Source organism: Shewanella halifaxensis HAW-EB4, from assembly GCF_000019185.1.
Classification (GTDB): domain Bacteria; phylum Pseudomonadota; class Gammaproteobacteria; order Enterobacterales; family Shewanellaceae; genus Shewanella; species Shewanella halifaxensis.
Window position 1 is genome coordinate 4,096,710 of record NC_010334.1, and the last position, 20,570, is coordinate 4,117,279.

Here is a 20,570-nt window from a genome sequence, read left to right on the forward strand (position 1 = left end):
GGTTTCTTGCAGGTTCCTTAAGCACAAAATCCAATTATGTATTGCACGAAACATCAGGAACATTTTTGGATAGAGCCTATCGAACTCGAGTTGGAAAAGTGACTTCGGAGGAGCAACCGATCAAGTTATGCCTACCTAGGAATGAAAATATGGAGCAGTTAGCAGAGCGCCTAGTTGGACATTTGTCGTATCCAATCGACTCGATGCAATTGCTACACTCACAAATATTCAATGCTCTCGCAGTGGAATCTTCATGTTCATAAGCCACTGAAAGCCATAGATGAAAAGTAATAGCAAAACATGTACAGCCCCTTAGCCAACCCAATGAACCTATTGGTAAAGGTGAGAAAATGAGCATAAATGAAGATAAATTATTAGAAAAATTAACATCCAACAAAAAAACTAGGTTATTGCCGAGTCACGCACTCAGCCTCTTCTTAACCCTGTCTCTCTTTTGGTGGATTAACTCAAATTACAGTAACGCATTGCTACTGTCACTTGGAGCCGCCTCTATCCTGCTTGTTCTATATATCGCAAACAGGATGGATGTAATCGACGATGAGTCTCAGCCAATTCATCTTTCAGCAAAAATGCCCGGTTACATGTTATGGCTAGCTAAAGAGATCGTTGTCGCCAATATTTCGGTGGTCAAACATATTTGGCTTGGCAATAGCAGCATCTCCCCGACTCTCGCCACGATAGACGCCACTCAGCGCACGGATCTTGGCAAGGTCATCTACGCTAACTCCATTACTTTGACGCCGGGTACCGTAGCGGTGGGCTTAGTCGATGATCAAATCATCATCCACGCCTTGAGCAAAGATAATATCGATACCTTAAAAGCCGGCAAGATGGATCGCCGGGTCACTGAATTGGAAAACTGATGTTAACTGCAGCCACAATCGCAATTCTTGTTGTCATGATCCTCGCTATTATTCGCTGCATAGTGGGGCCATCGCTATATGACCGGATCTTAGCATTCAATATGTTTGGCACTAAAACGGTGCTACTTATCTCGGTGCTGGGTTTTTTAATGGGTCGCCCCGAGTTTCTGGATATCGCCCTCGTATATGCCCTGATCAACTTTATCAGTGTTATCGGCGTACTGCGCTTTTCTGACTCTGCTGAGTTCAACCACCAGCGTCAGGAACAAGCACCAATCAAGGAGGATAAACGATGAGTCTCTTACTCGAGATCGCTAGTGGATTGTGCTTGCTAGTCGGTAGCTTTCTTTGTTTATCCGGCGGTATTGGCATCTTGCGCTTCCCCGATTTTTATACTCGCATGCACGCGGTAGGTGTCACCGACACCTTAGGTGCTGGGATGATCCTCATCGGCCTGATGTTACAAAACCCACAGGGGCTGGTACTACTTAAGTTGATGATGATCTTACTGTTCACACTATTTATTAATCCTGCAGCAAGTCACGCTCTGGCCAAAGCTGCCCTGCGTAACAACTTGCAACCAGTGCTTGACGAGTCAACCAACAAGGGAGGGGACAAGCCATCGAAACCATAGTTGATGTCGTTCTATTAAGCTTTCTCGTCGTGATTGCTATCGCCATCGTTCGAACAAAAGATCTGTTGGCCGTGGTGATGTTGACGGGGATCTATGGATTACTATCCGCAAGCTTTTTTGTGGTACTCGATGCGGTGGATGTGGCCTTTACCGAAGCCTCAGTAGGCGCGGGGATATCCGGTTTACTGATGCTGGCAGCCATTTCCATGACTGGCCGCGCCGAGGCGCCTAAGCGTCATAAGCCTCTGCTGGCTTTACTTGTGGTACTTATCACAGGTGGAATGCTGATCTACGGCACCTTAGATATGCCCTACTTTGGCAGTTTCGATGCACCAGTTCATCAGCATGTCGCGCCTCGCTACATTAACGATTCGATGCAGGAGGTCGGTGTCCCCAATATTGTCACCTCGGTACTCGCGAGCTACCGAGCATTTGACACCTTAGGCGAGGTAGCCGTTATCTTTACTGCCGGTATTGGGGTGTTATCACTGTTGGCCTTACCGCAACGTCGTAAACCCTACCTGATAGATGAATCTAGCAAAGAGCAGATGTATCAACAGCATATCGTGCTGCGAGTTATCAGCAAGGCATTGATCCCTTTCATCCTGTTGTTTGCTCTCTATGTGCAGTTCCATGGCGATTTTGGCCCAGGAGGGGGCTTCCAGGCGGGGGTGATCTTTGCCGCTGCAATCATCCTCTATGCCATGTTATTCGGCTTAGACAATGCCAAGCGTATCTTTAGCCTATCACTGTTCCAACTGCTCGCTGCTATCGGACTCTTACTATATGCCAGTGTTGGTGTGGTCTCGTTATTTAACGGCGGCAATTTCTTAGATTACAACGTATTAGCTGACGACCCTATTGCAGGCCAGCACTTAGGTATTCTGCTGATCGAACTGGGAGTTGGCTGCACAGTCGCCTCGGTGATGATCATTATCTTTTTCAACTTTGCCGGCCGCAGAGAAGCACAACAGAACGGTAAGGGGACATGATGGTACTCGGACTCTATAACTACTGGATCGTGGTATTGCTGATGATGATCGGTTTTTATATCGTTATCGCCCATGGCAACCTGATCAAAAAACTGGTTGGCTTAACGATTTTTCAGACCTCGGTTTTTATCTTTTATATCAGTATGGGCAATGTCGATAGTGGTAGCGCGCCAATCTTGGCCGAAGGAGTAAGTCGCTACTCTAATCCTCTTCCCCATGTGCTTATTCTCACCGCGATAGTGGTCGGTATTGCAACTACCGCACTAGGTCTCGCATTGGCCGTAAGGATCAAAGAGGCTTACGGCAGCATAGAAGAAGATGAGATTCAAATCCAAGATCAGCTTACCGAGGATAATTCAAAGTGTTAGCCCATCTGCCTATTTTACAAGTCATTGTGCCACTGATGGCAGCCCCTTTATGCTGGTTCCTAGACCGCTCCAAACTGGTGTGGTTGTTTGCCCTATTAGTGAGCGGTTTCTCCTGTCTAACCAGCATAGTCCTGCTGCAACAAGTGATGAGCTCCGGCACCATTATTTATCAACTTGGAGGCTGGGACGCACCCTGGGGGATCGAATATCGTATCGATGAACTCAACGCCCTCTTACTGCTGATCATCTCAACTGTTGGCACCATAGTCCTGTTTGCAGCACAAACCAGTCTTCAAAAAGAACTCCCTAGAGATCGTCACACGCTGTTTTATAGCCTGTACCTGCTGTCATTAACGGGGATGTTCGGCATCGTCGCCACAGGCGATCTGTTTAATGTATTCGTATTTTTAGAGATCTCCTCGCTATCAAGCTATGCATTGATTGCTTTAGGTAAAGATAGACGCGCCCTTTGGGCCGCTTATCAATATCTGATCATGGGCACCATAGGCGCGACCTTTATTCTAATTGGCATCGGCCTGCTGTATCAGATGACGGGAACGCTGAATATGGATGATCTCGCCAACCGGCTAGCAGAGGTTAACCAAACACGTACCGTATTTGCCGCATTTGCCTTTTTAATCGTCGGGGTCTGTTTAAAGTTGGCACTATTCCCACTGCATCTGTGGTTACCTAACGCCTACGCTTATGCTCCTTCAATTGTGACTGCTTTTCTCGCTGCTACGGCGACTAAAGTTGCGGTTTATCTACTGATCCGCATCACCTATACGATATTTGGCATCGAGCTTTCTTTCTCGATCCTCCCCCTACAAAACTTATTTATGATTCTCGGGCTGGTTGGCATATTCGCCGCCTCCACCGCGGCGATATATAAAACCAATGTTAAACATATCTTTGCCTACTCGAGCATCGCTCAGGTTGGTTACATGATAATTGGCTACGCCATCAACACCAGCACAGGGCTTATGGCTACCCTGCTGCACCTGTTTAATCACGCTTTAATGAAGAGCGCGCTATTTTTGGCCTTGGGAGCAGTGATGTACCGTGTCGGCAGCGTACAACTTAGCCAGTTCCAAGGGCTAGGACGACAGATGCCGCTCACTATGGCTGCCATAGTCGTAGCTGGACTGAGTTTGATTGGCGTGCCTCTGACCGTCGGGTTTATCAGCAAATGGTATCTGCTCGTTGCTGCGATTGAGGCGGGAATGTGGCCTGTGGCGGTGTTAGTGCTACTGGGCTCTCTACTGGCAGTCATTTATATATGGCGGATCGTTGAAACAGCCTATTTCAGGCCTCCGCTACCGGGTCGTGAACCCGTCAAGGAAGCCCCTTGGACCTTCCTCGCCCCTATTTGGATCCTAGTACTGGCCAATATCTATTTTGGCATAGATACCCGCCTTACTGTGCAGGTGGCGCAGGCGGCCTCTCAAAGCTTGTTTGGAATTAACCCATGAATCTATCTTTGGAGCTGCTACTGCAGCTAACCATTATCTTGCCTCTGCTCGCTACACTAGCGATCTGGGCAACGGGAAAGCACCCCAATCTTCGTGAGGCTGTAACGATAAGCATCAGTCTTGTGGTACTTTTTTGTGTGATAAACCTATATCAAGGGCTCAGTGCTGGCGCATCTATCGAGGTGTTTTGGTGGCAGCTGATGCCGGGGTTGGCAATGAGTTTTGTGGTTGAGCCTTTAGGCATGCTGTTCGCCCTAATTGCCAGCTTTCTCTGGCTCATTACCACTCTTTATGCCATCGGCTATATGCGAGGCCACGGTGAGGAAAACCAAACCCGCTTTTACCTCTGCTTTGCTCTCGCCATAAGTGCAGTCATGGGGCTAGCATTTTCGGCTAACCTGTTTACCCTATTTATCTTCTACGAAGTGTTGACCCTGTCTACCTATCCTTTGGTGACCCACGCAGGAACGGAAAAGGCCAAGCAAGGAGGACGAGTATACTTAGGTATTTTACTCGGCACCTCCATCGCCTTCTTCCTGCTGGCGATTGTCTTAACCTGGTTTGTGGCCGGCACTTTGGACTTCACACCTGGCGGCGTGTTTCACACTGATGTAGATACCAGCTTGCTAGGCGCCATACTGGTACTGTTTGTGTTTGGTATTGGTAAGGCGGCAATCATGCCGTTCCATCGCTGGCTCCCCGCCGCGATGGTGGCACCAACACCAGTGAGCGCCCTGCTGCATGCTGTAGCAGTAGTCAAGGCTGGGGTATTCACTGTTTTAAAGATCTGCGTGTTTATCTTTGGTATCGAGCTACTACCCACTCTGCCAACGACTGAATTTCTGCTCTATTTAGCGGCTGCATCGGTATTGCTCGCCTCGATAGTGGCGATGCGTCAGGATAACTTAAAAGCGCGACTCGCCTACTCGACGGTGAGTCAACTGGGCTATATCACCATAGGCGCACTGCTGGCCAGCTCATCGGGGGTTATCGGTAGCTCAATGCACATTGCCACCCATGCTTTTGGCAAGATCACCCTGTTCTTCTGTGCTGGCGCCATTCTGGTGGCGAGCCATAAGTCAAAAGTGAGCGAAATGCGCGGCCTCGGCTTTGCTATGCCTATCACCATGGCGGCCTTTTTTATCGCTAGCCTGAGTATTATTGGCGTCCCTCCCGCTGGCGGTACGTGGAGTAAGTGGTACCTGTTAATGGGCACAATGGAAACCGAACATTGGGTCATTATGATGGTGCTGATGATCAGCTCTCTGCTCAATATCGCTTACCTGCTACCTATCCCATATCACGCCTTTTTCTCTGGCAAGGATCAGCCAGTAGCAAAAGCTGGGATAAAGGAAGCGCCACTGGTGTCATTAATCGCGATCTCCATTACCACCTTAGGTTGCCTTATTTTATTCCTCTATCCGCACCCCCTCTATGAGTTGGCCAAAGCCATCTTAACTGTACCGGGAGTTAGCCATGGACAATAACAAGAAAAACAACAAGCAATACCTCTTTGATAATCCGAAGAACATAAAGCGCGTTTTATATCTTTTATATACCTGCTGCACGCTGCTAGTGGTGCTTGATTTTGTCATCCATCGTCATGTTTATCACAGCTGGGAGAACCTGCCGCTGTTCTACCCCATCTATGGCTTTGTAGGCTGTGTCATCTTGGTGTTCGTAGCAAAGTGGATGCGAACCTTTCTGATGCGCCCAGAAGACTATTATGACAATTTTTACGACGCTCATCATGATGTTCATAGTGACAACAATAGTGACATTCTTAGTGATGAGCATAGTGACGAACATTTCGAAAACTCTTTAGAAGATGCTGCAGTTGAAAACACTCACAAGGGTGAAATCCAGCAGGCAAAAAACAACAATATAGGTGGTCACCATGTGGATGCTTGAGCTACCGCCCTTTACTCTATTCTTTATCGGCGGGCTTATTGCTGCAATGACTCGCGGCAAGCTACGCGGCGCAATAATGGTTGCCATTCCAGTTATTAGCGCCATTCACCTGTGGACAGTGCCTGAAGGCGTTCACCTACAGCTGGCGTTTTTAGATTATGAGTTGGTGCCATACCGCGCAGACAAACTCAGCCTGATGTTTGGCTATGTATTTCATATCGCAGCGTTCATCGGCATCATCTACTCGCTTCATGTTAAAGACAGCATACAACAGGTAGCAACCATGCTCTATGCGGGTAGTGCGCTGGGCGCGGTATTTGCTGGCGATCTGCTGACGCTATTTATCTTCTGGGAACTGTTAGCCTTTACCTCGGTATTTCTGATCTGGGCGCGCAGAACCACTCGCGCTTATCATGCAGGTATGCGCTACCTGATCATTCAGGTACTATCCGGTGTCATCTTGCTGGTAGGAGCACTCTTTTACGCCGCCGAGACGGGCTCTCTGGCCTTTAGCTACATCGGCCTAGAAGGTGTCGCGGGCTGGCTGATATTTATCGCCTTCGGCATTAAATGTGCTTTTCCCTTTGCCCATACTTGGCTCACCGATGCTTACCCCGAAGCCACACCTACGGGGACAGTGATCCTCAGTGCATTTACCACTAAGGTCGCCGTTTATGCACTGGCGCGCGCTTACCCCGGCACCGAGCTGCTGATCTACATTGGTGCAGCCATGACCTGCTTCCCAATCTTCTTTGCGGTGATTGAAAATGATCTGCGCAGAGTACTGGCCTACAGCCTAATAAATCAGGTGGGCTTTATGGTGGTCGGTATCGGTATCGGTACTGCGCTGGCGATAAACGGCGCAATTGCCCACGCTTTTAACGATGTGATCTTTAAAGGCTTGCTGTTTATGAGCATGGGCGCGGTGCTACATATGACGGGCAGGATCAACGGTTCAGATCTGGGCGGCTTGTATAAAACCATGCCCAAGACCACGCTACTGTGTATTATTGGCGCCGCCTCTATCTCAGCCTTCCCACTGTTTAGCGGCTTTGTCAGTAAATCTATGGTGATGGCTGCCGCGCTTGAAACCGGTCATGACTGGGTCTGGTTGATGTTACTGTTTGCCTCTGCGGGTGTGTTCCACCATGCAGGGATCAAGATCCCCTACTTTGCATTCTTCGCCCACGACTCGGGGCTGCGCGCCAGCGATCCACCACGCAATATGTTGTTCGCCATGTTTATCGCTGCCAGCTTGTGTATTGCCATCGGCATCTATCCTGCGGCGCTGTACTCGCTGCTGCCATATGACACGGGTTACAACCCTTATGATGCGACCCACGTATTGGCACAGACTCAGTTACTGCTGTTCTCAGCCCTAGCATTTGTTTGGTTAAACCTCAAAGGCATGTATCCGCCAGAGCTGCGCTCGACCAACTTGGATGTAGACTGGATCTACAGGCGCGCCATTCCCTCTGTGCTACAAAAGTTGTTCACGGCAATATGGAAGGCAGATGGGGCGCTACGCCAAACAGTACGAGGAAAACTAAGCCAATACCAGTCCATTATTGCCAACAAGCATAAGGGATTAGGAGGCTTACTCTCAGGTTCTTACCCTTCTGGCAATATGGTGCTATGGGTCGCCGTGATCCTAGCGTCTTACCTGTTTATTGGATTTATTGGTTAGGCTATCAGCTTAACTAATCGGTTAGCTATTTTTTAGCTAAAAGCAGTGAATTCAAGCGGCTTGCATAGTGATATGCAAGCCGCTTTTTTAGGTGACTCAGGCTCAGATCCCGCTTATCAAGTAAGGAGCTTAATCGCTGCCATTGATGGTTAATGACTTAAGACTGCAGCAGGTGATGCCAAAGAAACTAATGGATGTGATGCAGACTGGTGGAGGCGCTGATGAAGCGGTTAATAAAAGTACCAGCGAAAAAGCCTAACTTGAAGGAAAGTCTTGTAATAACAAGGCTCAAGGGGTTAAATTCAGCAAAACAGGCTTAGAAGATAATTATCGCTTGTTTACAATGATGAATTTGATAGCTCTGGATAAACCTACGATGCCAATTAAAGATGAGTATTATGTTTTTTCAAATGACTACTCCAAAGTCAATTTTGTGGTCAATATGAACGATAGTCGCAGATTGGGGATCTTGAGAGACCAAGCGATATCAACAAATATCCCAGCCAGTTTTGAATGTAAAAGTCTAAGAACCTTTAAACCAATAGCCGCATCATTTGATATTTCGGCTAGCACTAAGCTGCTCTTCGATATGGACTATGCAAAGCCTTTAGTTGAGCTGAATTTATATAACAACTCAATTGTTCCCGCTAAGATTATTGATAAAGATTATCTTTATCTGCACTGCTACAACATCATTAATATTCTGAATGATGAAGTAGGTTTTGACTTCGAAGCGCTCAACTCTATTGCTTTAGAAAATAGGCTGGTGTTTAGGCCCTCATTTGAGTCAATCATCATTTTTTTCCATAAGTCTGTTGTCGACGCGATTGAATCGATTAAGAAGCCCTCATACGCAAAACCTGTCAAAGTGGCTGATTGGACAATGGAATTGGAGATGTCATGAGGTTAAAGGCTGACCTAACAAACAGCAGGAAGCTAAATAAAATCATAGTAAAAACATCAACCAAAAATAAGTAAAAAACATAGCTGAAACCATACCTGAAAACATCGCTCAAAAGTAAATCATTAAGTTTCCGTACAGCATCCTGTTGCTATCTTAATCATCACGTTAGGATGATTAAGCAGAGGCGACAGATGAAGCAATTAACTAAAATGTTTGCACCAGCAGTGAGTATGCTAGCAACAGCAACGAAAACAGTCACCAGCATCGCTCTGATCTTGTTTATCTCAATTAGCAGCGTTCACGCCTCTTCAAATACAGCGGTAACAGCAAACTTAGTAAAATCTCAAACTGATGAGAACCTACTCATTTGCCAATATCAGACAGTCTCAGCGAGCCATTTTCAGGTGTTTGATAAAGTTTTAGATAATGAGCCAGCCTGCCCTACTAATATTCAGGTCGCCCCCCAGCCTATGCTTACCGATACCGAAGAAGCCCAGCTCAAACAGATGCTTTCTCGCCATAGCTATTAAAGGCTATTAAGAGTTATGAAGAGTCATTTGAAAAGACAGCAAAAGACAGGACTGTCATTTCTTTTGAAACTTATATTGAAATTCCTTATTCAAAGTAGAAGTACACTTTTACTTTGAACTAGGGAGGTCGACAAACATGCTTTTGATGTTGGGTGTCGAAGATGAGTTTTTCGAGCGGCTTACATAGTGATATGCAAGCCGCTTTTTTATATCCACTACAAATTCATACCATCTAGCCCAAAACAACTCTCCGCTCCAGAAAAAGTGTGAGCCATCAGTCATTTACAATTTATAAGTAGACGATGACTATTGCATTTTAATTCCACGCACCTCACCTTGATGACTAGCTAATTTTTAATCACCACGGCTCATATGAGCAATAGCTAAAGTGACCATCAGTTATTTAAAAACAACATAACTCATATAATAATACAGGGCTTAATTACTATGGATGATGAAGTAAAAATTGGTTTAAGAGACCGCATTCTAATGAACGTGCCCCTTAAACAGAAAATGTTACTGCCTTTTTATGGCGCTCTTATCGCGTTAAGCACGCTTCTCTACTCCGTGTGGAGCACTGGCCAACAGCATCAGCAACTTAGCCTTGAGACTAACTTAACGCAGGCAGTACAACTGTTACAGGTTTTAGACAGTAAAACAGATCTTGAGTTAGTCGATCTGCAAGGTGTACTCGACTCACAATCCTCAGATGTGAGTCACTATCAGGTCAACCAAGGCCAAAGCTCGACAAATGATACTAGTGTCAGCCAATATATTCCGGCTCTAGATATAACAGTGATCGCAAGGCCTACTGAATCGGGTAGTCTAATATTTCGAAGCTTGCTAAAAAATTTAGCCATCATTTCGTTAATCTCTACCATCATTATTTTTTTCCTAGCCAGTAGTGTGAGTGCTAATCTGCTACCGCTTATCGACTATATTATTGATGTAATGAAGGTTATTGCCTCTGGTCGACTCAATAGAAAAGTAGGCTTCTCTGGTGAAGATGAGTTCGGTCAACTCGGTGGCGCCATCGATGACACTATCGGTAATATCCATAACTTAATTGAAGTTATCTCTAAATCAGTTGTCGCGCTCAACCAGTCGACCCAGAGCATTGAGGAGCAGTCAGAGACAGCATTAAGCTCAGTTGAAGAACAACATAAACAGATAGATACCGTTGCAGCAGCCATCGAGCAGTTAACCAGCACGATTCAAGAGCTAGTCCATAACTCTAGTAATGCCGACGAGTTAACGTCTGAGTCTCAGGTTCATGCCGAGCAAGCAAAAATTAAGATAGACCGCACCATAAACTCAATTCATGCTCTGTCTGAAAGTGTCCATAGTGCCTCTGGTGCAGTTAAGAACTTAGCCACAAACTCAGAAAAAATTGGCTCTGTGGTATCTGTTATTCAGGGGATCTCTGAGCAAACTAACCTACTGGCACTTAATGCCGCCATTGAAGCAGCACGGGCTGGTGAACAGGGTCGAGGCTTTGCCGTTGTTGCCGATGAGGTGAGACAACTTGCACAGCGAACACAAGATGCCACCGTAGAAATTCAAGGAATGATTGAGGAACTTCAATCAGGCTCAGGCAAACTCTCGAAATATATGGATACCAGTGTGGAGTATGCAGAGGAAGGCGTACAACAGGTTAATGGCTTTGCCAGCTCGATAGAGGAGATAGCGGGTAATGCCACAGAGTTAACCCAGCAAATTCAGTTGATATCAAACGCCCTAAAAGAACAAAGCGAAGCCACGAGTGCCATCAATGATAGCGTGTGCTCAATCCGCGATATTTCAACCGACAGTATCAAGATGATCCAAGTCACTCTAACGGGTAACGAACAACTGGCCACCACAGCCACCCAACTTACCAGTGCATTAGAGCGGTATAACTAGGGTAATACGGGTCAGAATCTGACCCGATTTATCCTTTAATAATTAACGAATGAAGTTGGTTCAGTTTGTCCAATATGGGCTCTTTTGAGATATCCATAACCAGAAAACAGGTGAGAGTTCTCATAATCTTAATTTTCCCGATACTTTTGAAAAATGTCTTTTCGTACGGAAAACAACCTACGATAACATCAATATGATTGCGACTTTTGGCTTACTTTTTTTACATTCTATGCCAAGAAAAAATCAGCAGTCAGCATATACAACAAAAATAAACTTTTAAAATAAAAATAATTATATACAAGGAGTTACACTTGAAGAGTCAATTTATTAAATGTTTGATTACCACAGCCGTTCTTACTGCATTAACGGCATGTGGGAGTGATAATGATGGACCGCTACAGGAGATCTGTGAAGAGCATAATTGTACAAAGTTTACAGTGCTTCATACTAATGATAACCATGGTCGCTTCTGGGAAAATAAACATGGCGAGTATGGCATGGCAGCTCGTAAGGCCTTAGTGGATCAGATCCGCGCAGAGGTTACTGAAAATGGCGGACAAACTCTGCTTTTTTCTGGCGGAGATATCAATACAGGTGTACCTGAATCGGATATGCAAGATGCTGAGCCGGACTTTTTCGGCATGAACTTAATCGGTTATGATGCGATGGCAGTCGGTAACCATGAGTTTGATAACGCGCTTGAGGTCATGGATAAGCAGCGCCGCTCATCAGATTTCCCTTGGCTTGCAGCAAACATCTATAAGACAGAGCTTGATGAAAACAACGCAGAACAGCTTGTTCGTTATTTCGATGCCTATAAAATTTTCGATGTTAATGGTCTTAAAATTGCGGTTATCGGTCTAATCACTAAAGATACCGAAACCATTGGTAACCCTGATTACATTGAAGGCTTTGTGTTTACCGATCCCAAAGATGAGATCAAAAAAGTTATCGCCGAGATCAAAGAAGCCAATGCTGCCGATATCATCTTTGCGGCCACCCATATGGGCCACTACGCCGATGGACAAAGTGGTGATAGCGCTCCAGGCGATGTCGCTATGGCTCGCGCATTAGAGAAAGGTCAGCTTCAGGCGGTATTTGGTGGTCACACATCAAATCCAGTATGTATGGAAGCGGGTACCAACAACTATGCTGACTTCCAACCGGGAGATGCTTGCCTACCTGATCAGCAAAATGGCACTTACATCATGAATGCTGAAAAGTGGGGTAAGTATGTTGCTCGCGCCGACTTTGAAGTGGTTAGCGGTGAAGTACGTCTAGTCAGTTACAACCTGATCCCTGTAAACCTTAAGGTTAAAGATGAGAATGGTAACCGCGTACTCGTTGGCAAAGAGATCAAGCCCGATCTTTATGTAAAAGCCCTATTACACCCATATCAAGCTAAGGGCGATGAGCTATTAGGAGAGAAGGTCGCGACCACAGAAGCCGAGCTATCAAGTAAAGGCAGTAATGAGATGCAAAACCAATTAGGTCATCTTATTGGTGAGTCACATCGTCTAAGTGTGGGCAGTGGTGCTGACTTTGCGGTTATGAATGCTGGTGGCATCCGCGCTCCTTTTGAAGCGGGTGATATCACTTACCGTGACGTTCTTACCGTCCAGCCATTTTCTAACAGCATCACTATAAATACCATGACAGGTAAGGAGGTCAATGACTACCTCAACGTTATCGCATCAATCCAAGAAGGTGATGGCGGTTATGCTCAGCTAAGAGGCGTAGAGATGGTCGTTGATTGTGAAGCCAAAACGGTTGATATTTCTAAGCTAGGTGGTAAAACATTCAGCCCAACAGATACCTATAGCTTCACAGTACCTAGCTACAGTGCTTCTGGTGGTGACGGTTACCCAAAACTGACTAATGCTATCGATACTGGCATTGATGACGCGTTAGCGCTTAAAGCTCACCTTGAAGCGATTAAGCATGTTGCTGCAAGTGACTATCAGCCCGTTGCAGGTGATATTCAGTACACCAACTCAGAAAGCGTATCAGCTTGTAAAACGACTAAGTAATAGAAACTGAACGAGTTCGAACCTAAAGCCATCACTTATCCCTATTGGAAGTGATGGCTTTTTTATGACTTAAATTATTTCAAGCAAGAGCTCGCGCTGGTGCACTTCTACTTGGAACAAGGGATGTCTATGTTGGCTTGTCTAGTTCTTATCAGTGAACATACTGCGCAGCCACTACGGCATTGTCATACATCGCCTGATCATACTCCGCCTTGCCATAGTCAGTAATGATCTTTTGTCCTTCGGCTGATGCTACAAATTCAATAAAGGATTTAGACAGCGCCACACCAGGATCGGTCAAATCCACGCTTCTCAACGCATGGTAAGTATTAATCAGCACTGGATCGCCCTTAAACAGAATCTGTAAGTTGGGTAACTGTGCTTGGGTTGCTACCCAAGTGGAGCTGTCTGTCATAAAGTAGCCGTGGTTTTTATTTGCTATTTTCAGTGATGCCCGCATAAAGTCACCCGTGGTCTGGTACCAGTCGCCCTTTGGATTGACATCGGCGCTACTCCAGATGGACAACTCTTTCTTATGAGTCCCCGAATTGTCGCCACGGGTATAAAACAGCGCCTGATTTACGGCGATATTGCTATACGCCTTAGCTACAGAAGTCGCCCCTTTAACTTTCCCTTTATCCGACACAGGCCCCACTAAATAAAATTCATTAGAACCTATCAGCGTATGCTGCGTAGCCCAGCCATCTTTTATTGCCTGCTTTTCTGCAGCTGGCGCATGCACCATCACCATATCAATCTTGCCAGCCTTGAGTAATGACAAAGACTTACCACTGCCCGCCTTTACCCAGCACATACGACTGTTGTGATCCGCGTTAAAGGCATCCGCTAGCGCTTCCAACATTCCTAGCTCACCGGGGCTGCCAGTGGCAAGCACAAACTCCTGCTGACCATCACCGAATACCGATTTACAATCAGTGGCTTGCGCGAAACTTGTTACAGCCAATAGGGATATTGCCAGTAAGGTTAACTTCATAGGGTAATGCCTCTTATTTTATTTATTGGTAAAAAATGGGTTAAGCAACGGGGCAATCGCCTAGCTACTGGGTAAAAATGTCCCACAAAGTAGAGGTTTATCGATTGCTAACGGAATAATGCAGATTACAAGCCACTCTAAGGTAGCCTCTAAGGTGAGGAACTAAAATTGTGAGCAAAATCAACTTGCTATTAACAATGGGAGATGGGATGGCCACTCCCTAATACGGCGTTGATGCGCCAAACTGATGTTGAAGCATTCAGTTACAAAGTGAAAACACAAAGTGCGATAGAGAAATGGAGTAAGTTGCAATTTGACGAATATTAGGCAAAGAGAGTCTGCTTATAGTGCCGTTATATAAGTAAGGAAAAAGGACAGTATAGAAAAGACAGTACAGCCACATTTTGCGCTTCAGCGGCAACATGGTAGCATCTAAATATCGGTAACATAACAACCCCGCAACAAATGAGGGGGGCTTTTACTGCCAACCTTATGGCGATAATTTCAACTATTTGTTCAAGGATGAAAAATGAAAAGGTTAGTTTTAGCAGTAGCTAGATTGCGATTTAGTTTTACCCCGATTGCGGAGGATTTATGATGTCAAAATTTATAATCGTTTGTGGTCTTGCAATATTGGGGCTTGGATATGAAAAATACTCAAACGCAGATCTTATGATAATAGCTGGAATTCTATTTGTTAATGTTGGTTTGTATATGGATGTAAAGAACAGATCCGACAAAGAAAACTGAAGAAAGCAAAGCCCACAAAATAATTAAGACATATATGGACGCTCCCGGTTAGCCAAGGCAGTACTTTGCTAACCGAGGCTGTTTTGCCTTAGTTTCTATTTATTCTTGGATCCAGTGTAGTGCTAATTGACTGACTCTTTTCGCTTTAATTATTGTACTTTCTTAATTATTGTACTTAATTATTGTAGTTGGTAATGCTGGTTCTGGCGGTAGTTCTGGCGGTAGTTCAGGCGGCACTGGCGGTGGTATTAGTATTCATGGTAACGGTAGTGGTGGTTCTGGCGCTTGGTGTTTGGTGCAAGGCGGAGTTGTGATACATTGCGAGAGTGACCAGCATAGTAGTAATTAATAGCTTTCACTTTTCCATTTGGAATTATTTTAATTGGAGTACTAAATGAATAATATGATGAAAGTTATTATACCTATTACGTTGCTATCTTTGATGTCAGCATGTAGTCAACAGGTTCAAGAGAAAGAACTCTCTGAACGCTTTATGGATAATCAATCAAAGTTCGAGCGTTTATCCAATTTATCTTGCACTTTATTAAATAATGACTTTAAAGCTATGCAATATACAGTTGGATATTATAATAATAGAGAGTCGAAAGCTAAAATAAATGAGAAAATAAAAGACTATCAATTTAAATGGGCAAACTTAAATAAGTATGGTGCTCAGTTTGAGAACAATCTTAAAGAAATAGACAAGCTTTTAGTTGATTTGGATGTTGATGGAATACTCAGAAAAGACAGGACAGCCATATCTTTTGTGCTTTAGCACATCCTCTACTAGGCTTTGTAGTACCTCCTCTTGGCCTAGTCTAGGATCGCGATTATGACCTCTGCTCGACGAACTTTGATAGATCCTGAATCGACTCCTTTCTATCACATCATAAATCGTTGTGTCAGAAGAGCATTTCTCTGTGGCGAGGATAAGCTTACAGGTAAAAGCTTTGAACATAGGCGTGGCTGGATTGTCGATAAAATCAAAACGCTTTCAACTATCTTCTGTATCGATATTTGTGCCTATGCGGTCATGAATAATCACTATCATTTAGTCCTAAAAATCGACACTGACAAAGCCAAATCATTGAGTAACAAAGAGGTCATTAGTCGATGGTGTAAAATCACTAAAGGGCATGCTGTAGCAACCAAACACATGAATGGTAAGACATTAATTGAGGGGGAGCGTTTACTACTTGATGGATTATTAGCTGAGTGGCACGAGCGTTTATCGAGTATATCGTGGTTTATGCGCTGTCTTAATGAGGAGGTAGCGCGTAGGGCAAATCGTGAAGATGAGTGTAAGGGGGCATTCTGGGAAGGAAGGTTTAAGTCTCAAGCCCTGCTCGATGAACAGGCATTACTGGCATGTATGATGTATGTGGATTTAAACCCTATCAGAGCTGGTATCGCTGACACACTTCACTCCTCTGAGTTCACCTCTATTCAAGAGCGTATTGCCGAGTTAGATTCGCTTGATAGTAACACCAGCAAACCAACTAATCCCGGCAAGCCCACCAATCAAGAACCTGAGCTTGCTGTAGATAATCCATTAAAACCACTCGCTAAATTTGATGGTTCCACCCATCTTGCGACTCAATCGGGAATCCCGTTTCACTTTTGTGACTACTTAGAGCTTATTGACTGGACTGGCAGAGTGATTCGACATGATAAAACAGGCGTCATAGATTCAAAACAACCTAAATTACTAAATGAGCTAGGTATTGCACCCGATGCTTGGATTACTTCAGCCAAAGAGTTTCGTCGTCAATACAGTGGAGTTAGCGGCCGTTGGGACGCTATGTGTGAGTTCAAAAGGCAGCACCAAAGCGGAAAGTGGAGCAAGGGAAAAGCTTGTAGTAATGCACTTCATCCGTCGCCTTAGTTGATTAGTAGAGGTATGAGCGAGCTACTCTAAACTAAAGCCAACAACCTATGCCCTCTTGCCACAGACTTAGCAACCTCATTAGCTACCGCTATCAACCTCGCCTTTATCGCCTGCTCAATCCCCACACCTGCCTCAAGCAAGTCAGCAACTGCAATAAAAGCCGTGGTCTTTAAGCTCGTGCTGTCGTAGTAATAGGCATAACCCTCACCCGTCACCCAATTGTGATTCTTAGAGTCCAGAGCCTTATCTTCCAAGCTCCTAACCAAGGTAAAGTCGAAAGCTAAGATACAGGCTTCATCGCCATACCAATCCGCCTTTAAGGCTTGAAAGTTGAGCCACATTTCCAGCTCTACCAATAACGGCTTAAGCGAACTAGAAAAGCCACTATCGGCACTAATTGTAATCGGAAGTTGTTCTTGCATTGTCGTTTCAGCTTTTATCATTTCGTCTGTCGTCATTAAGTCTGAGTCTGAGTCTGAGTCTGTTTATAAGCTAGATTTTGCTAGCTATTGATTTGAGATGTCCCATCAATAAAAAAGCGACCAAAAGGTCGCTTTTAAAGCTCTTTAACTACCGGAAACCACCAAACTCACAGTTTCCGTAATTGCGTCGCTGGCGCAGATAAGACAATGAAGTTTGTCGTTTTCGCCGCGGAGTTGACTCCAGTCAATGAGCAGCGAAAACGTCAAACTGAGGCAGTATTATCAAGCCCAAGCAGCAATTACTCGTAGTCAGAGACAGGTGCGCAACTACACATTAGGTTTCTATCGCCGTACACATCATCAATACGATTAACCGTTGGCCAGAACTTATTGGCCTTAACCGCTGCCGTCGGGAACACGGCTTCCTGACGCGTGTAAGGACGCTCATCGAACGCTGGATCCATGATATCGGCCAATGTATGCGGCGCATTGTGCAGTGGGTTGTTATCCACTGGCCACTCGCCTGACTCTACCTTAGCGATTTCAGCGCGGATAGACACCATCGCCTCGATGAATCTGTCTAGCTCAACCTTAGACTCTGATTCTGTTGGCTCAATCATCAAGGTGCCCGCAACAGGGAAGCTCATGGTTGGCGCGTGGAAGCCGTAGTCGTTTAAGCGTTTGGCGATATCCATCTCGGTAACACCTGAGGCTTCTTTTAGCGGACGTAGGTCGATGATGCACTCGTGTGCTACACGATCGTTGCGGCCGGTATACAGCACTGGGTAGTGGGCAGACAGCTTCTTCATCACGTAGTTGGCATTAAGCAGTGCAACCTGAGTCGACTGACGTAGACCTTGGTAGCCCAGTAACTTGATGTACATCCAAGTGATTGGCAAGATGCTGGCGCTGCCATATGGCGCTGCCGATACCGCGCCGTTATTGTCTGACTCGCGGCCAGGCTTAACCACAGAGTGACCCGCCACAAATGGGGCTAGGTGCGCCTTAACACCGATTGGGCCCATACCAGGACCACCGCCGCCATGTGGAATAGCAAAGGTCTTGTGTAGATTTAGGTGCGATACGTCAGCGCCGATTGAACCCGGTGTCGTTAGACCAACCTGTGCGTTCATGTTGGCACCATCAAGATAGACCTGACCGCCGTGCTGGTGAATGATGTCACAGATCTCGCTGACCGTTTCTTCATACACACCGTGAGTCGATGGATAAGTGATCATGATGCAAGATAGGTTGTCGGCCACTTCTGCCGCTTTGGTCTTTAGATCTTCCATATCGACGTTACCGGCTTTGTCACAAGCGGTAACCACAATCTTCATGCCTGCCAGCTGCGCCGATGCAGGGTTGGTGCCGTGCGCCGATTGCGGAATTAGACAGACATTACGGTGGCCTTCGCCGCGTGAGATATGGTAGTTACGGATAGCCAATAGGCCTGCGTATTCACCCGATGCGCCCGAGTTAGCCTGCATGCACATAGCGTCATAGCCTGTGATATCCACCAGCCATGCCGATAGCTCTTCAATTAGCTGGGTATAACCCTCGGCTTGGTCCAGTGGGCAGAACGGATGCATGTTACCAAACTCAGCCCAGCTCACTGGCATCATCTCTGTTGCCGCGTTGAGCTTCATGGTACAAGAACCTAACGAGATCATAGAGTGGTTCAGTGCCAAGTCTTTATTTTCGAGACGCTTGATGTAACGCATCATCTCAGTTTCGCTGTGGTAGCGGTTAAAGGTTGGGTGAGTCAAGATAGCATCGGTGCGCACAAGCTCGCTTGGAATTGACGCGCTGTCTGCTTTGATGATCTGCTCATCAAGCGCTGCAACATCTAAACCGTGCTCAGAACCAAGGATAACGTCAAATAGCTCGGACACATCAGTGCGAGTGGTGGTTTCGTCAAGACTGATCCCAAAGCTACCAGCGTTATCATTAGCGCTATCGATACGCAGGTTGATTTGCGCTGCTAATGCGCGAGCATTAATCGCGGCAACATCGCCACCTTTAACGGTAATAGTGTCAAACCAAGTGCTGTTTACCAGCTCAAGCCCTTTAGCCGTTAAGCCTGCCGCTAGAATGTCGGTTAGACGGTGAATGCGCTCGGCAATCACTTTAAGGCCTTGTGGACCATGGTATACCGCGTAGAACGATGCCATGTTGGCAAGTAATACCTGTGCAGTACAGATGTTAGAGTTAGCTTTTTCGCGGCGGATATGCTGCTCACGAGTCTGCATCGCCATACGCAGTGCGCGGTTACCGCGAGTATCTTGTGATACACCGATAATACGCCCAGGTAGCGAACGCTTGTACTCGTCACGCGTCACAAAGAATGCGGCATGTGGACCACCAAAGCCCATTGGTACGCCGAAACGCTGCGCGCTACCAAAGACCACGTCTGCGCCCATTGAGCCTGGCGACTTAAGCAGCACGAGTGACATCATATCGGCTGCGACAGTAACCACGGCTTTCTTGGCTTTTAGCTCGGCAAAGAGCGCTGTGTGGTCGCTGATCTCACCAAAACGGTTGGTGTACTGGAACAGGGCACCAAATAGCTCGTAGTTAACGGCATCAGATGCTGGGCCGACAACAATGTCAAAGCCAAAACATTCGGCGCGGGTCTTAACCACGTCGATAGTCTGTGGGAATACGTCATCGGCGATAAAGAAGATATTGGCTTTTTTCGCCTTAGAGACACGCTTAGCCAGTGCCATCGCTTCGGCGGCTGCAGTGGCTTCATCGAGCAGTGATGCTGAGGCGAGATCTAGACCAGTCAAATCCATAGATACTTGCTGGAAGTTCAAAATCGCTTCTAGGCGGCCCTGAGCAATCTCAGGCTGGTATGGCGTGTACGCCGTGTACCAACCTGGGTTTTCAAATACATTACGCTGGATAACACTCGGGACTTCGGTGCCGTAGTAGCCCATGCCGATATAACTCTTAAACACCTTGTTCTTGTCCGCAACTTCACGGATATAGGCCATACCTTCGGCTTCACTGCAGCTGCTACCAACGGCTAAGTCACGGTTAAGGCGAATAGATCCTGGCACGATCTGCTGAGTAAGGTCTTCTAACGACTCTGCGCCAACAAAGTTCAGCATCTCTTGCTGTTGAGTGCTTTCTGGACCGATGTGACGACGAATAAATAATTCGTGCTGCTCTAACTGTGTAAGGGTTTCTGTGGTCATGA

The 20,570-nt window shown here is 46.0% G+C and carries 19 protein-coding genes; 16 read left to right on the forward strand and 3 right to left on the reverse strand.

The features are described 5' to 3' along the window. Positions 1-350 precede the first annotated feature (350 nt). From SHAL_RS17390 to ushA, 13 genes are all read left to right on the forward strand, one after another. A complete protein-coding gene (locus SHAL_RS17390; RefSeq protein WP_012278422.1) occupies positions 351-884 on the forward strand; it encodes a Na+/H+ antiporter subunit E in 534 nt (177 codons plus the stop codon). Continuing rightward, positions 884-1,180 carry an MrpF/PhaF family protein gene (locus tag SHAL_RS17395; protein ID WP_012278423.1) on the forward strand — a complete coding sequence of 99 codons (297 nt, stop codon included), beginning with the start codon at positions 884-886 and terminating at the stop codon, positions 1,178-1,180. The genes SHAL_RS17390 and SHAL_RS17395 overlap by 1 nt, the downstream gene beginning before the upstream one ends. Further along, positions 1,177-1,518 (forward strand): monovalent cation/H(+) antiporter subunit G, encoded by a 342-nt coding sequence (gene mnhG / locus SHAL_RS17400; RefSeq protein ID WP_012278424.1) that lies wholly within the window; start codon positions 1,177-1,179, stop codon positions 1,516-1,518. Before SHAL_RS17395 ends, mnhG begins: the two co-directional genes overlap by 4 nt. A 29-nt stretch (positions 1,519-1,547) precedes the next feature. Next, positions 1,548-2,510, forward strand: a complete 963-nt coding sequence (locus SHAL_RS17405) for a Na(+)/H(+) antiporter subunit B (RefSeq protein ID WP_263053408.1) — start codon at positions 1,548-1,550, stop codon at positions 2,508-2,510. Then, the gene (locus SHAL_RS17410; RefSeq protein WP_012278426.1) at positions 2,510-2,878 is read left to right on the forward strand and encodes a cation:proton antiporter subunit C; all 369 of its coding nucleotides are present in this window, start codon (positions 2,510-2,512) and stop codon (positions 2,876-2,878) included. The genes SHAL_RS17405 and SHAL_RS17410 overlap by 1 nt, the downstream gene beginning before the upstream one ends. Beyond that, on the forward strand, positions 2,872-4,350 hold the full coding sequence (locus SHAL_RS17415) for a monovalent cation/H+ antiporter subunit D family protein (protein WP_012278427.1): 1,479 nt from the start codon (positions 2,872-2,874) through the stop codon (positions 4,348-4,350). Before SHAL_RS17410 ends, SHAL_RS17415 begins: the two co-directional genes overlap by 7 nt. Then, positions 4,347-5,837, forward strand: a complete 1,491-nt coding sequence (locus SHAL_RS17420; RefSeq protein WP_012278428.1) for a monovalent cation/H+ antiporter subunit D family protein — start codon at positions 4,347-4,349, stop codon at positions 5,835-5,837. Before SHAL_RS17415 ends, SHAL_RS17420 begins: the two co-directional genes overlap by 4 nt. After that, positions 5,827-6,261 carry a hypothetical protein gene (locus tag SHAL_RS17425; RefSeq protein WP_012278429.1) on the forward strand — a complete coding sequence of 145 codons (435 nt, stop codon included), beginning with the start codon at positions 5,827-5,829 and terminating at the stop codon, positions 6,259-6,261. The genes SHAL_RS17420 and SHAL_RS17425 overlap by 11 nt, the downstream gene beginning before the upstream one ends. Next, positions 6,248-7,948, forward strand: a complete 1,701-nt coding sequence (locus SHAL_RS17430; RefSeq protein ID WP_012278430.1) for a Na(+)/H(+) antiporter subunit D — start codon at positions 6,248-6,250, stop codon at positions 7,946-7,948. Before SHAL_RS17425 ends, SHAL_RS17430 begins: the two co-directional genes overlap by 14 nt. 376 nt (positions 7,949-8,324) lie before the next feature. Next, the gene (locus tag SHAL_RS17435; protein WP_041416086.1) at positions 8,325-8,852 is read left to right on the forward strand and encodes a hypothetical protein; all 528 of its coding nucleotides are present in this window, start codon (positions 8,325-8,327) and stop codon (positions 8,850-8,852) included. A gap of 191 nt (positions 8,853-9,043) precedes the next feature. Further along, positions 9,044-9,382 carry a hypothetical protein gene (locus SHAL_RS17440; protein WP_150102108.1) on the forward strand — a complete coding sequence of 113 codons (339 nt, stop codon included), beginning with the start codon at positions 9,044-9,046 and terminating at the stop codon, positions 9,380-9,382. 447 nt (positions 9,383-9,829) lie between these two features. Next, a complete protein-coding gene (locus tag SHAL_RS17445; RefSeq protein ID WP_012278433.1) occupies positions 9,830-11,284 on the forward strand; it encodes a methyl-accepting chemotaxis protein in 1,455 nt (484 codons plus the stop codon). A gap of 311 nt (positions 11,285-11,595) precedes the next feature. Then, entirely contained in the window at positions 11,596-13,314 is a 1,719-nt protein-coding gene (gene ushA, locus SHAL_RS17450; protein WP_012278434.1) for a bifunctional UDP-sugar hydrolase/5'-nucleotidase UshA, read from the forward strand. A 151-nt stretch (positions 13,315-13,465) separates the two neighbouring features. Here ushA and SHAL_RS17455 read toward each other — a convergent pair whose 3' ends face one another. Further along, positions 13,466-14,308, reverse strand: coding sequence for an ABC transporter substrate-binding protein (locus tag SHAL_RS17455; RefSeq protein WP_012278435.1), 843 nt, complete (start codon positions 14,306-14,308; stop codon positions 13,466-13,468). A 919-nt stretch (positions 14,309-15,227) separates the two neighbouring features. Here SHAL_RS17455 and SHAL_RS17460 point away from each other — a divergent pair. The 3 genes from SHAL_RS17460 to SHAL_RS17470 are packed head-to-tail and all read left to right on the forward strand — an operon-like array spanning position 15,228 to position 16,943. After that, positions 15,228-15,407 carry a hypothetical protein gene (locus tag SHAL_RS17460; protein ID WP_041416087.1) on the forward strand — a complete coding sequence of 60 codons (180 nt, stop codon included), beginning with the start codon at positions 15,228-15,230 and terminating at the stop codon, positions 15,405-15,407. 45 nt (positions 15,408-15,452) lie between these two features. Next, positions 15,453-15,833, forward strand: coding sequence for a hypothetical protein (locus tag SHAL_RS17465; protein WP_041416088.1), 381 nt, complete (start codon positions 15,453-15,455; stop codon positions 15,831-15,833). 57 nt (positions 15,834-15,890) lie between these two features. Continuing rightward, positions 15,891-16,943, forward strand: coding sequence for a transposase (locus SHAL_RS17470; protein WP_012278437.1), 1,053 nt, complete (start codon positions 15,891-15,893; stop codon positions 16,941-16,943). A gap of 29 nt (positions 16,944-16,972) precedes the next feature. Here the strand turns inward: SHAL_RS17470 and SHAL_RS17475 are convergent, their stop codons facing one another. Together SHAL_RS17475 and gcvP are read right to left on the reverse strand one after the other, a co-directional pair. Next, positions 16,973-17,404: a hypothetical protein gene (locus SHAL_RS17475; protein WP_012278438.1), complete on the reverse strand. Its 432-nt coding sequence runs from the start codon at positions 17,402-17,404 to the stop codon at positions 16,973-16,975. Positions 17,405-17,667: 263 nt separating this feature from the next. Continuing rightward, positions 17,668-20,568, reverse strand: coding sequence for an aminomethyl-transferring glycine dehydrogenase (gcvP, locus tag SHAL_RS17480; RefSeq protein WP_012278439.1), 2,901 nt, complete (start codon positions 20,566-20,568; stop codon positions 17,668-17,670). Positions 20,569-20,570 lie beyond the last annotated feature (2 nt).